This window comes from Corynebacterium sp. MSK035 (assembly GCF_030232615.1).
Taxonomy (GTDB): domain Bacteria; phylum Actinomycetota; class Actinomycetes; order Mycobacteriales; family Mycobacteriaceae; genus Corynebacterium; species Corynebacterium jeikeium_D.
The window spans coordinates 1-13,170 of sequence record NZ_JASPJP010000007.1; the positions used below are offsets into that span (position 1 = coordinate 1).

The following is a 13,170-nucleotide window of genomic DNA, read 5'->3' on the forward strand; positions in this document are numbered from 1 at the left end:
AAAGGCCCCATGAAGTAACAAACGGTGTGCCCGCCCCGCAACACGCCGAGCGGACACACTTTTTGCTACTTAACCCGCCAACCATAAACGCAGTTGCTAAGGCGGAAACACAAAAACCCTCGGCCCGGAAAAACCTGGCCGAGGGTTCTACTTGGGGTGACTGACGGGACTCGAACCCGCGACACCCAGGATCACAACCTGGTGCTCTACCAACTGAACTACAGTCACCATTACCGCATTAAAGGAGCTGTATTCTCAGCTCATCTCTGCAGCGAACTATATGGTAGCCCACAGTGGGCTGGAAACAAAAACAGCAGGTCAACCCGGATAAATTTGGGAAAGGGTGGGGTTTGGGTCGTCGTAAAGCGAGCTAGCCGCGAATCTCACCGTACTTTTCCGTCGATTCCTTGCTTGCGGCAGAAATAGCGTCGCCTTCGGGGCCGGGGTGGGGCAGAAGCATGGCGCGGCGGTAGTAGTCCAGCTCGCGGATCGACTCCTTGATATCTGCAAGAGCTCGGTGAGCGAGACCCTTTTCTGGAGCGCCCTTGAGGACCTGGGGGTACCAGCGGCGGGCAAGTTCCTTGAAGGAAGAGACATCAATCATGCGGTAGTGCAGGTGCTGGTCGAGCTCTGGCATGTAGCGGTGGATGAACTTGCGGTCGGAGGCAATCGAGTTGCCTGCCAGTGGGGCGGTGCGCGGCTCGGGAACCCACTGACGGATGTAGTCCAAAACAGCCTGTTCGGCGTCGGCGACATTAGTCTTGCTGTCGCGAATTTCCTGATCCAGGCCGGACTTCGCATGCATCTTGGTGACGAAATCATCCATCTGCGCCAATTCGGTCTCGGACGCGTGCACGACGATGTCCACGCCTTCCCCGAGGACGTTGAGGTTGGCATCGGTGACGAGAGCCGCGATTTCGACAATGACGTGGCGCTCGGGTTCGAGGCCCGTCATCTCACAGTCAATCCACACGATGCGGTCGAGCTCAGGGGAGAGCTGGAGGTCGGGATCGGGCTGAGCCATGATTTCACCTTTCGCTGAGATTCGGCATGATTCTGCAGTGCGCCTTATTTTGTGCCCGGACTGGGCTGTGGGGCACACGCTGACTACGCCCAGCTTAGCGATGTGGATTGTGCTGTGGTCGGGCGTGTGGATTGCCGTGTGGTTTGTGGAGCGAATTGTGGGGGAAACGAAATTAACTGGAAAGTAAGATCTTAGAATTGGACAACGGGGCATGAACTAAATCGACCTATTTGCCTGATAAAATTACTTCTGAGTTCGGATTCCAACGGGAGAAATAGTTACATGGATGAGACGAGGCGTGTTGGCGACGCTGCTCAAAGCACCACCGCGGCACAGAAACCATCCGTCGATGATGTCATCATTGCCGCTGCGCGCGAAAGCGTAATGACTGTGGGCTTGCGTAGGACTTCGATTGCAGAAATTGCTCGCAAGGCAGGAGTTTCGCGTCCGACCGTATATCGTCGATACGCTGACATTGGTGAGCTTCTGGGGGAAGTGACCAACCGCGAAATCCTGCACATGCTTGAGGGGCTCCGCTATGTCCCTGGCGATTCGCGCGCTCGCATGTTGCTGCGTATTCGAATCGTCGTTCAACGCATCATCGAAAGTGACTTTTTCCCTGGCCTGGTCAAGACAGATCCCGACCGTGTCTTAGAAGCGCTCACTGGAGAGATGAGCGATACACAGCTGGAAATTGTGGAGAAATTCATTCTCCCCGGTGTCCGTCACGGGCAGGAAGACGGCACTATTCGCGAGCACGATCCATATCTGCTGGCGCGCAACATTTACCGTCTGATTCAGACGATGGTGCTGGTGTGGCGCCCGGATGGCAAGGACGCGACGCTAGACAAGGAATCTGTCGAAGAGGTCGTCGACATGGTTGACCGCTACTTGCGCCCGGATCCTGCGGATAACAAGAAGAACTAAGAAGTAAAAACCCGCCTGCATCTGGTATAAAACCAGTTCAGGCGGGTTATTTTTGCGCCCCCAGAAGGATTCGAACCCTCGACCAATCGGGTAGAAGCCGACTGCTCTGTCCACTGAGCTATGGAGGCTAGCTAAGAAAAGCATTGTAGCGTCTCTAATGTAGCCAATCACAACCGGTTCTGTTCTAGGGACTTTGGTCGCTAAGCTTAGGGCTATGACTGCCACGACCAAGGCCGAGACCTCTCCGCCTGTTAGCAAGGATAAGAAAGTCCGTAAATCTGCTGGTTGGTACGTTGTTTTTGTACTTATCGGCGGCGTTCTAGCTGGTTTGCTCTCGATGGCGTTCAACATGGATTCGCGCGCCACGTTGGGTATTCCCGATCCCGGCACAATCACCACCTTCGGGTTCCCGTTCGCGAAGGCGGCCGGTGAGCTGCTCGCCTGCCTCGGTGTCGGTTCGTTTATGCTCGCCGCTTTCGGTACGAAGCAGCGTGCCGACGGCACTTTGGGCCTCGACGGCTACACGGCATCCCGCACGGGTATGTGGGCCATGCTCGGCTGGGGCCTCATGGCGCTGATGGAGATTCCGCTGGTGCTCTCCGATGTGTCGGGCCAGCCGCTGTCGACGACGATTCAGCTGAGTAACTGGGCTGTGTCGTTGGAGCAGACCAAGGAGGGCTTGGCGTGGCTGTGGGTAGCTATTTTTGCGGGCATTGTGGCGCTTGGTTCATCGCTGACTCGTAAGTGGATTTGGCAGCCGGTGTTCTTCGCCATCAGCTTGGTGTCGATGATGCCGCTGGCGGTTGTAAGCCACAATGCCTCCGGTGGTGCCCATGACTACGGCACTAACTCCTACATCTGGCACTTGACCTTCACTGTGTTTTGGGTCGGCGGTTTGATGGCGCTGGTTGGCCACGCGCGTCGTCGCGGTGAATGGATGCCAGAGGTAGTGAAGCGCTATTCTTTCGTGGCGTTGGTGGCTTTCATCGCCATGTCTGCCTCCGGCTTCATTAACGCAGCCATCAACATTGACTGGTCTGACCTGGTCAGCAACAACTACGGCATCATGGTGCTGGTCAAGGCCGTTCTCACTATCTTGCTGGGCCTATGCGGCTATGTGCACCGCAAGATCACCATTCCGGAGATTGAGCGCGCTCAGTCGAATCGTCCATTCTGGCGTCTGGCCATTGTCGAGGTCATCATCATGGCGCTGACAATCGGCGTTGCCGTAGCTCTGGGCCGTACTCCGCCGCCACCGAATTTCTCTGAGCAGGCCGGCGGTGAGGGCCTGCCGTCGATTACGCAGATGCAGGTCAAGCTAGGTTACAACCTGGAGATCCCATTCGGTTGGGAGGCCATGTTCACGCAGTGGCGCTTTGACATCTTCTTCGGCTCTGCCGCCATCATTGCCGCGTGGATTTACTTGTACTGGCTCTACTTGCTGAAGAAGCGCGGCGGTACCTGGCCGCTGTCCAACACCCTGTGGTGGCTCGCCGGCTGTGCCACGCTGCTGTTTACTTCGTGCAGCGCGCTGGGCGTGTACATGCCGGCTCTGTTCTCGGTTCACATGATCGCCCACATGCTTTACTCCATGGGCATTCCGGTCATGCTGGTCCTGGGCGGCCCAGTTACGCTCGCGCTGCGTGCGCTGAAGCCGGCCGGCCGCGATGGTCTGCCTGGTATTCGTGAGTGGCTGGTGGTCTTCATCAACAACCCGGTGTCGCGTTTCCTCACGCACCCGGTTGTGGCAACGGTGCAGTTCGTCGCGGGCTTTTACCTGCTCTACATGACACCGATTTATGACTTCCTGGCTGATGAGCACGCGGGCCACGTGTTCATGAACATCCACTTCTTGATCTCCGGTTACATCTTCTACTGGGTCATTATCGGTGTCGATGCTGCACCACAGCAGATTGAGCCGTCGGTCAAGCTGGTCACGCTGATGGGGTCGTTGCCGTTCCACGCTTGGTTCGGTATTTCGCTGATGCAGTCGCAGCAGGTGCTTGCCGAGGCCTACTACGCCAGCCTGGATCTCCCTTGGGCAGTGAATCTCCTGGAAGATCAGAACGTTGGTGGTGCCGTCGCGTGGGCTGCCGGTGAGGTTCCGCTCTACATCGTCACCGTTGCGCTGTTTGTACAGTGGCGGCGTTCCGATGAAAAGGATGCAGCCCGCTACGACCGCGTCGCAGACCGCAACAATGATGAGGAGTTGGCCGCTTACAACGAAATGCTCGCTCGCATGAGCCAGCAGGTCGGTGTTGGTGGCGAGGATGAGCGCGATTACTACACCTCGGAGGTTGACGCGCAGCATCCGGTGCACATGGATAATCCGATCGATGCCTCGAAGAGGCGCGGAAGGTAGCGTCGTTAAGCTGATTTTGCATGCTTGACGACGAGGATTGCCGCGACTTCGCCCCTCAACTTCATACGTAGCCTGTGGATAGTTGTCTTTTCGACAAACTTATCCACAGGCTTTTTATGTACCTCTTTCATTTGTTTCTCGAAGCCGGAAAAGTAATTGGCACGGCACGAATGAGACACCTTCGAATTATTCGGCCGCAGTAGGTAAACGCTTTCTTTGGGGGAGGAGCCCGATGTCTGAGGCAGTTATTACCGTGGTGGGCAATGTGGTCCATCATGTGGAAAATCGAAACACCAATTCTGGGGCAAAGGTCTGCAAGTTTTCTGTGGCATCCAGCAAGTCATGGAAGGGGGAGAATGGTTGGGAGCAGTCGGAGACGTCATATTTTGATGTTGAATGTTGGGGCAAGCTCGCCGAGAACGTGAATAACACGGTGTGGAAGGGCCAAGCCGTCATTGTCCACGGTCACGTTCGTACGGATCGCTGGGAGGGCGATGATGGTACGAAGCATCAGCGCCAGAAGATCATTGCTAAGGCGGTAGGTCCGAATCTGCGCCGTCACCTGGCAACAGTGAAGACTATGACTGAGAAGCCGCATGAGTCGCCGACTGGTCTTGGTGAGGCATCGACTGGGGATTCGGAAGCTTCGGTTACTGAGACAGTTGCGTCTCAGGCCGGGGCCGTGCGCACCTTCACTGCTAGTACAGGCGGCGCTGGTGAGGCGGGGAACACAGGTGCAGCTAGTTCGGAGCAGCGAGAAATGGCTGATGCAGGAGTCAGTGCGCCGTTCTAACCCAGGAGCCAGTACATCGTTGTAGAGCGGAATGAGGGGGGGGAGCCGCTGAAAGAGCGGAAAGAGGGGAGGGGTAATTACTGCACGTGAGGTGACGCTGCTGAGAAAGGGGAGGGATCGCATACGATTCGGCAGCGTTATCTCGCAGCTAGTTTTGCTAGGAGCCTGGCAGAGATTTTGGTGGGAAAGGATTGCGGGTACGCCCATGTAGATTGTGCCTTTTGGTTCCTATGCGTAACCTCTACAGGGATTGCTTATTTCCTTTCTACGAGGGGACGAAATTCCACCATGGGTGAGTTCATCTACCAGATGAAAAACGTGCGCAAGGCGCACGGCGATAAGGTTATTCTCGACAACGTCACCATGGCGTTTTACCCGGGCGCAAAGATCGGCGTGGTCGGTCCGAACGGCGCAGGTAAGTCGTCGATTCTGAAGATTATGGCTGGCCTTGATCAGCCGAGTAACGGTGAAGCTTTCCTGGAGCCGGGCGCCACTGTCGGCATCCTGCTGCAGGAGCCTCCGCTGAATGAGGAGAAGACCGTTCGCGGCAACGTCGAGGAGGGCCTCGGCGACATCTTCGAGAAGAAGGCTCGTTTTGAAGCCATCGCCGAGGAGATGGCCACCAATTACACCGACGAGCTCATGGAAGAAATGGGCAAGCTCCAGGAGGAGCTCGACGCCGCTGATGCTTGGGAGCTGGATTCCAAGATTGAGCAGGCAATGGATGCGCTTCGCTGCCCGCCGGCGGACGAGCCGGTTACTCACCTCTCCGGTGGTGAGCGTCGTCGTGTAGCACTGGCAAAGCTGCTGCTCTCCGAGCCGGACCTGCTGCTTCTCGACGAGCCGACTAACCACCTGGACGCCGAGTCTGTGCTGTGGCTCGAGCAGCACCTGGCTAAGTACCCGGGTGCCGTCCTGGCCGTGACCCACGACCGTTACTTCCTGGATCACGTCGCTGGCTGGATCTGTGAGGTCGACCGCGGCAAGCTCTACCCGTACGAGGGCAATTACTCGACTTACCTGGAGAAGAAGGCTGAGCGCCTCGAGGTTGCAGGTAAGAAGGACGCCAAGCTGCAGAAGCGCCTGAAGGACGAGCTGGCGTGGGTCCGCTCGGGTCAGAAGGCTCGCCAGGCCAAGAACAAGGCCCGTCTGGAGCGCTACGAGCAGATGGTGGAGGAAGCCGAGCAGTACAAGAAGCTCGACTTCGAAGAGATCCAGATTCCGACCCCGCCGCGCCTGGGTAACCAGGTTGTTGAGGTCAAGGACCTGGAGAAGGGCTTCGATGGCCGCGTCCTGATTAAGGACCTGTCGTTCACCCTGCCGCGTAACGGCATCGTCGGTGTGATTGGCCCGAACGGTGTGGGTAAGTCCACCCTGTTCAAGACCATCGTGGGTCTGGAGCAGCCGGATTCCGGTGAGGTCAAGGTCGGTCAGACTGTTCAGCTCAGCTACGTTGACCAGGGTCGTGAAAACATCGATCCGGAAAAGACCGTCTGGGAGGTTGTCTCTGATGGTCTCGACTACATCGTGGTCGGCCAGAACGAGATGCCGTCTCGTGCGTACCTGTCTGCATTCGGTTTCAAGGGTGCGGACCAGCAGAAGCCGTCGAAGGTTCTCTCCGGTGGTGAGCGCAACCGTCTGAACCTCGCGCTGACCCTGAAGCAGGGCGGTAACCTGATCCTCCTGGATGAGCCGACTAACGACCTTGACGTCGAAACCCTGTCTTCGCTGGAAAACGCACTGCAGAACTTCCCGGGCTGTGCCGTGGTCATTTCCCACGACCGTTGGTTCCTGGACCGCACCTGTACCCACATCCTCGCATGGGAAGGCAACTTCGAAGAGGGCAAGTGGTTCTGGTTCGAGGGCAACTTCGAGGGCTACGAGAAGAACAAGATTGAGCGTTACGGCGAGGAGGCTGCACGCCCGTCGCGCGTCACGCACCGTCGCCTGACCCGATAATCTGTTTCGCGCGAATCTGATTTTTGCCAACGGCAAAGTCCGGAACCTTGTGGACTGGCTCGCACCAGTGCACAGGTCCCGGGCTTTCGCGTATTCGCAGGCTCGTAGCTCCAGAAAACGCCTATAGTTCTGGGTATGACTGAATCAGCACCATTTCGTACCAACGTCGCTATCCGCTGGTCTGATTTCGATCAGTATGGCCACGCCAACAACACCGCTTTCCTGGAATACGCCCAGCAGGCTCGTCTGGACTTTGTGATGCGCGGTCTCGGCGGCGGGGCAGGGATGCCTGCGGCAGTGGTGCGTCGCCTGGAGATTGACTACGTCCGCGCTATTTTGCCGGACACCCAGGAAGTTGTGGTTGAGACCGAGATCATCAACTTCGGTCGCACCTCTTTCACACTTCGCCAGACAATCTCCGACCAGCATGATCACATCGTTGCTGTGCTCGAAACCGTGATGGTGATGTTTGATCTCAAGACTGCGAAGGCAGTCGAGCTCTCCCCGTCTGCCCGCCGTGAACTGGAGCGTTTTGCAGCTCCCGCAATCGAAGACAACAAGGAAGACCAGGACAAGTAATTCGCCGTGACCACTTCTCATCCCGCTGCCGAGCTGACCTTCGGCACTCCCGATGCCCTGAAGAACCTGGGCGTCCTGGCCCATAAGGCCTACGCCCTCGACGAGAGCACGTTGCTACGCATCCGAGTACGTAAGACCGCCGCCGCTGGTATCAGTTCCTCGTCCGCGCCTAACGCTGCGCCCGCAATGTCGCAGGTATGGGTGAAGACCCCAATCGGCCCGCTCGCCATGCGCACGATTGCGCTGCACGCGCTTCCCGACGACATCATCGTCACCGCCGCGGAGATTAAAGACATCGCAGTGCGTGCCTTTGCGCAGGCAAAAACTGCTGAGGACGGAGAGGAGAAAGAAGCTTCGCTCACCGCGATGCCATACCGCGTGCATGCGCAGTCGGCGTCCTCCTGGCCGGGATTCCTGCCAGTGCCGGAAGGATGGCAGGTTGTCGACTATGTTCCAGCCACTGCCTTCCGGACTCTCGAGAAGCAGGGGCGCGCGGTCGCCGTCGAATCTTCCGGCCCGATGGGCATGCCACCGTCTCTGCTGGACCAAAAGGTTCTCACTGTCAGCGGCGGTACCGGTGAAGCCACTGTTGATACAGGGGAAGGGCAGTCGCAGGAGACGTCGAAAAGCGTGGTGGACGTGACCATGCGGGACGTGTTTGCGCTGTGCACGATGGGCTTTATCCCGGAGCAACCGGATGAAAAAGAGCCGGTGCGCGTGTCCACAAAGGGACGGTGGCACCGGCTGGATGGGCGGTTTGGCTCGATCTTTACGCTCGAGTCCTTTGGCGTGCTGCCGCTGCTGAACTAGCGGCGCAGGGCCTAATTCCTACTGCGCGTCGAAGCGGTTGATGAGCATGTCAGCAACCTGCACCATGTGGTTCCACATGGCTTCGCGCTGGGGGCGGGGGAGCTCGTCATCGGAAATGTCTGCGAGTGAGGCACTCATGATCTCCAGCCAGCGGTCGCGTTCGGCTTCGCCGATGGAAAACGGCATGTGGCGCATGCGCAGGCGCGGATGACCACGCTGTTCGCTGTACGAACGCGGCCCGCCCCAGTACTGGACGAGGAACATGCGGAGTCGATCCTCGGCGCCCTCCCAGTCATCGCTGGGGTACATCGGGCCGATGAGGTCATCGGAACGCATGCGCGTGTAAAAACCATGGACGATGCGATTGAAGACATCCTCGCCGCCGACGGAGTCAAAGAGCGTCTGAGAAGTTGTCATGGCACCAAGTCTATCGACTTGATGCCACGAAAACGATAACGGCCAAAGTGCCGGCCGAAATCACTTGTTACTTCGCGTCGAACTCGCGGGCGCGAAGAGCGAGCTTCACCAGGAACTGCTGCTCAGAGATGATGCGCTTGACCGGCGATGCAGTCTCGTCGCTGTCGAGCAGACGTTGAGCGGCTGCAATTGCCTCATCACTGATCTCCCAGGTGGGGTAGAAGCCCTCGAGCAGCGTCTGTGCCGTCTCGGAGGAGAACTGCTTCCACCAGCTGTTGGCAACAGCGAAGAAGTGCTCCGACAGCGAGGTTGCCGACTGCTCCGCGCTGATGGTGGCACGGGAGTCGTCGTCAAGCGCCTGCGCGAGCACTGCACCCGAGCCCGGCGCGTTGAAGCCGGCCAGCAGGTGGCGAATGACAAGGTTCGATGGGGCGTCGTCGCCGGAGACAGTCGCCTCAGCCCAGACGCGGGACTTGTTGGCGAGCGTCGGCACGGAGGCGCGGCAGGCGATGGCGGCCTGTGCGCCGAGTGCTGAATTGTCGGTCTTTTCAAGCTCTGCGATGGCCTCCTCGCCTTCGAGACCAGCGGAAACCAGAGCCTTCAAGGCGCGCCACTGCATGTCGGTGTCGACAGTGACAGCGGGGAAGCCAGCCTTGTCGGCGTCGCCGGCGTAGATGGCGCGCAGTGCGTCGGCGACGTCGCTATTCGACGAGCCCACGGTAGCCAGAGCGTTAACGAAAACCAGGGCGCGGTCGGCGTCGGTTTCCTTCTTCGCGTAGTCCAACAGACCCTGAGCCAGCAGATCGCGGCCGGTGGACTCGGCCCACTGAGGATCGGCGTAGACGTTGACGGCGCTGACCGCCTGAGCGATGACGCGCTCCAAGACGGAGAGCTTATCCTCGCCCGGGATGCCGCGAAGCACCAGGTTGACGAAGTCGCGAGCGCGCATCTGGCCTGCGCGAACCATCTGCCAGGTGGCGGACCAGCACAGTGTGCGCGCCATCGAATCGGTGAAAGCGCCGATGTTGTCGATGACGGTGGCAAGCGAGCCTTCGTCCAGGCGAATCATGCTGTAGGTGAGGTCGTCGTCGTTAACCAGCACGACGTCGCCAACTGGTGTGTCGACCAGATCTGGGACATCGGTGCGGGCACCGCGGACGTCGATTTCCACGCGCTTGGTGCGCTCAAGTACAGCGTCCGCGCCGGTGCCGCGCAGGTTGTAGATGCCCACTGCGATTCGGTGATCACGGAGTTCACCGGCACCCGGCTCGGCGCCTTCCTGCGTGACTGCGAAGGAGGTGTACTTGCCGTCCTCTTGATGGAACTCTGGCGCCAGGGTGGTGATGCCGGTGGTGGTCAGCCACTGATCGGCCCAGCCAGACAGATCGCGACCGGAGGCCTCGGAGAGCGCCTCCAACAGATCCGCGAAGGTGGCGTTGCCAAAGCGGTGGCGGGAAAAGTGAAGACGAGCACCGGCGAGGAAGGCGTCCTGACCAACGTAGGCGGCCAGCTGCTTGAGGGTGGACGCGCCCTTGGCGTAGGTGATGCCGTCGAAGTTCTGCTCGACGGTGTCAATGTCGCTGGCATCGGCGGCAATCGGGTGCGTCGACGGCAGCTGATCCTGCTTGTAGGCCCAGGCCTTCTCTACGTTGGCGAAGGTGGTCCAGGCGTGGCTGTAATCGGAAACCTCAACCTGTGCGGCGGCAGCCGACCAGGTAGCGAAGGACTCGTTGAGCCAGAGATCATCCCACCACTGCATGGTGACCAAATCGCCGAACCACATGTGAGCCATCTCGTGCAGGATGGTGTCGTTGCGGCGCTCGTAGAGGTAATGGGTGGGCTTGGAACGAAAGACGTACTCGTCGCGGATGGTCACGCAGCCGGCGTTTTCCATCGCACCCATGTTGTATTCCGGGCAGAAGATCTGGTCGTACTTGCCGAACGGGTAGGGCTCGCCGAAGTGCTTGGCGTAGAAGTCGAAGCCTTCCTTGGTCTCCTTGAACAGAGTGTCGGCATCGAGGTACTCGGCGATGGACTGGCGGCAGTAGATTCCTAGCGGAATGGTCAGCTCGCCGTCCGGCTGGTGCTCGGCAGGGGTTTCCGGGTGCGGTGCGACAGTGCCGGTCCACGAGTCAGTGACCTCGTGCCACGGGCCCGCACAGACTGCGACGAGGTACGTCGACAGCGGAACATCCACTGAGAAGTCGAAGGTGTCGGCCTCATTGCCGTGGACATCGGTGGTGGTGCCGGTCTTGGCTACCGAGTTGGAAATAACCTTCCAGCCCTTCGGCGCCACGACGTGGATGGAGTACGTCGCCTTCAAATCCGGCTGGTCAAAGCAGGCGAACACGCGCTTGGCATCGGCAGTTTCAAACTGCGAGTACAGGTAGGTTTCGCCATCGGCGGGATCCTGGAAGCGGTGAATGCCCTGGCCGTTATTGGTGTAACGACAGTCCGCATCGATAACGACGGTGTGGTCACCTTCGGTCAGGTCCACGTTAATGCCGGTCTCGCTGGCATAACGAGCGGCCTCCGTGGCATCGACGCCGTCGATGGTCACACTCTTAACAACCGCATCACGCAGGTCAATAAAGGTGGAACCAGCGCGCTTCGCCGTCAGAGAAATTGTGGTCTTGGAAGCGAATGTTGGTGCGCTGTGCGGCCCGCCGACTGGTGCGGTCGTGAGGTCAAGAGAGATGTCGTAGTGGGACACCTTGAGCATGGCCGCACGGTCGGCGGCCTCGGTCCTGGTTAGGTTCGTGGAAGTCATGCGACAAGTGTAACCACGACCCCGGATTGGGAATCGGGCGGTAGCGGGGTGAGCGGGGCGACCTCGGCTTCCTCGCTCATTCCGCGTCGATTGGGGGGCGGTCGCATTGGCGATCGATTGGCGGTCGAAGGGACGAGATTTTGGCTTCTTCGGCATGCGAGCAAAACCGATTGTGAATACACTTCGTTTCATGTACGAACTCAGTGATGATGCAAGCAAGGTTGAACGGGTCAACGCGGCGTGGGATCGCATTGAGGCGAAGCTTGGCGACGATGCCCTGGAGGCTCCGGCGACAGAAGCGGAACTGGATCAGCTTGAGGCTGACCTCGGAGTAAAACTGCCAGACTACGTGCGAGCTTCGTGGCTGCGGCACGCGTCTGTAGACGGTGAGCCGTGGGACGGTGGCTGGATTGCGCCGCCGAAGTCGATTCTGAACGACTACAAGCTGTGGACTCAGCTGCAGGCAGACGGCGACTTTGATGATTTTGAAGCCGAAGGCATGGACAGCGCCGACTCGGATGGCAAGTGGTATCACGAGGCATGGATTCCGCTGGTTATGGACTTCGGCGGAAACAACTACTGCCTGGACATGCGCTCGGGGAAGATGGTTTCCATGGACCACGAGGTGGGCTCGGAGTTCCTGGACTACGCCGACTGGCCTGCCTACTTGGAAGCTGCTGCTGATTCCCTGGAGGCCACGGGTTTGCCCTGGAACGGCTAGGTAAGCAATCTGGACGGCGTCCGATGGGGGGAGTCAGTTAGCACCGGGCCCGATAGAACTTCGGACCCATCCGAATTCATGAATGCGAACCGAAAAATTCCGCCCTATAGTCGTTGATAAGTCAATCAATGCTTTAGGAGGACTTTGACATGAGCAATCGAGACAAGGTCACTTTTTACTTCGACGTTTCCTGCCCGTTTTGCTGGGTGACGTCGCGCTGGATTAAGGAAGTCGAAAAGGTCCGCGACATCGAGATCGAGTGGAAGCCGATGAGCCTGTCGGTGCTCAATGAAGGCCGCGATGAACTGCCGGAAGATTACAAGTTCATGATGCAGTGCAACTGGACCCCGGCACGCCTGTTCAACGCCGTGTTCTCCCAGGATGGTCAGGAGGCCGTCGACAAGCTTTATACCGCGCTGGGCACGAAGATTCACAACGAAAACCGCATCGATCGCCATGCGCATGTCGACGAGCCGGAGCACGCATTCGACGAGCTGATTAAGGAAGCCCTCGCAGAGGTTGGACTGCCGGAAGAGCGCCTGGCACAGGCCCTGACTACCGAGTTCGATGAGCTCATGCGTGAAAACCACGCAGAGGCCATGAAGGAGGTCGGCAACGACGTCGGCACTCCGGTGGTCAAGCTCAACGACGTTGCCTTCTTCGGTCCGGTGCTTACCCGTATCCCACGCGGCGAAGAAGCCGGCAAGATTTTCGACGGCTCGGTTGCCGTCGCCAGCTACCCGTACTTCTTCGAAATTAAGCGCTCCCGGACTGAGGACCCGCGCTTCGACTAAGAAAGCAGTAGCAG

Annotated in this window: 12 protein-coding genes and 2 tRNA genes; 9 read left to right on the top strand and 5 right to left on the bottom strand. The window is 58.7% G+C overall.

Annotation, left to right across the window (positions count from 1 at the left end):
* Window positions 1–152 precede the first annotated feature (152 nt).
* A tRNA-His gene (locus QP978_RS05715) sits at window positions 153–228 on the bottom strand.
* 142 nt (window positions 229–370) lie between these two features.
* Complete coding sequence (gene orn / locus QP978_RS05720) at window positions 371–1,024, bottom strand: oligoribonuclease (RefSeq protein ID WP_016422281.1); 654 nt, start codon at window positions 1,022–1,024, stop codon at window positions 371–373.
* Between orn and QP978_RS05725 the strand changes: the two genes are divergently transcribed.
* Together QP978_RS05725 and QP978_RS05730 are read left to right on the top strand one after the other, a co-directional pair.
* Window positions 1,023–1,211, top strand: coding sequence for a hypothetical protein (locus QP978_RS05725; RefSeq protein ID WP_042388509.1), 189 nt, complete (start codon window positions 1,023–1,025; stop codon window positions 1,209–1,211). The two genes, orn and QP978_RS05725, sit on opposite strands and share 2 nt — an antisense overlap.
* Window positions 1,212–1,306: 95 nt before the next feature.
* Entirely contained in the window at window positions 1,307–1,951 is a 645-nt protein-coding gene (locus QP978_RS05730) for a TetR/AcrR family transcriptional regulator (RefSeq protein WP_016422282.1), read from the top strand.
* Window positions 1,952–2,006: 55 nt separating this feature from the next.
* Here QP978_RS05730 and QP978_RS05735 read toward each other — a convergent pair.
* Window positions 2,007–2,079, bottom strand: a tRNA-Arg gene (locus QP978_RS05735).
* Window positions 2,080–2,165: 86 nt separating this feature from the next.
* On the opposite strand from QP978_RS05735, the gene QP978_RS05740 reads away from it, so the two are divergent.
* From QP978_RS05740 to QP978_RS05760, 5 genes are all read left to right on the top strand, one after another.
* Entirely contained in the window at window positions 2,166–4,313 is a 2,148-nt protein-coding gene (locus QP978_RS05740; protein WP_049189874.1) for a bifunctional copper resistance protein CopD/cytochrome c oxidase assembly protein, read from the top strand.
* Window positions 4,314–4,545: 232 nt separating this feature from the next.
* Entirely contained in the window at window positions 4,546–5,106 is a 561-nt protein-coding gene (locus QP978_RS05745; RefSeq protein WP_049189873.1) for a single-stranded DNA-binding protein, read from the top strand.
* Between the two features lie 288 nt (window positions 5,107–5,394).
* Window positions 5,395–7,065 (top strand): energy-dependent translational throttle protein EttA, encoded by a 1,671-nt coding sequence (gene ettA, locus QP978_RS05750; protein WP_016422285.1) that lies wholly within the window; start codon window positions 5,395–5,397, stop codon window positions 7,063–7,065.
* A 135-nt stretch (window positions 7,066–7,200) separates the two neighbouring features.
* Window positions 7,201–7,644 (top strand): acyl-CoA thioesterase, encoded by a 444-nt coding sequence (locus QP978_RS05755; protein WP_016422286.1) that lies wholly within the window; start codon window positions 7,201–7,203, stop codon window positions 7,642–7,644.
* A gap of 6 nt (window positions 7,645–7,650) precedes the next feature.
* The gene (locus tag QP978_RS05760; RefSeq protein WP_049189871.1) at window positions 7,651–8,454 is read left to right on the top strand and encodes a DUF8185 domain-containing protein; all 804 of its coding nucleotides are present in this window, start codon (window positions 7,651–7,653) and stop codon (window positions 8,452–8,454) included.
* Window positions 8,455–8,472: 18 nt separating this feature from the next.
* Here QP978_RS05760 and QP978_RS05765 read toward each other — a convergent pair whose 3' ends face one another.
* Both QP978_RS05765 and pepN read right to left on the bottom strand, forming a co-directional pair.
* The gene (locus QP978_RS05765) at window positions 8,473–8,871 is read right to left on the bottom strand and encodes a globin (protein ID WP_049189869.1); all 399 of its coding nucleotides are present in this window, start codon (window positions 8,869–8,871) and stop codon (window positions 8,473–8,475) included.
* 67 nt (window positions 8,872–8,938) lie between these two features.
* Window positions 8,939–11,641: an aminopeptidase N gene (gene pepN, locus QP978_RS05770; RefSeq protein ID WP_284856949.1), complete on the bottom strand. Its 2,703-nt coding sequence runs from the start codon at window positions 11,639–11,641 to the stop codon at window positions 8,939–8,941.
* A 190-nt stretch (window positions 11,642–11,831) separates the two neighbouring features.
* On the opposite strand from pepN, the gene QP978_RS05775 reads away from it, so the two are divergent.
* Both QP978_RS05775 and QP978_RS05780 read left to right on the top strand, forming a co-directional pair.
* Window positions 11,832–12,362: an SMI1/KNR4 family protein gene (locus tag QP978_RS05775; protein ID WP_284856950.1), complete on the top strand. Its 531-nt coding sequence runs from the start codon at window positions 11,832–11,834 to the stop codon at window positions 12,360–12,362.
* Between the two features lie 149 nt (window positions 12,363–12,511).
* Complete coding sequence (locus QP978_RS05780; RefSeq protein ID WP_070549429.1) at window positions 12,512–13,156, top strand: mycothiol-dependent nitroreductase Rv2466c family protein; 645 nt, start codon at window positions 12,512–12,514, stop codon at window positions 13,154–13,156.
* The last annotated feature ends 14 nt before the right edge of the window (window positions 13,157–13,170 follow it).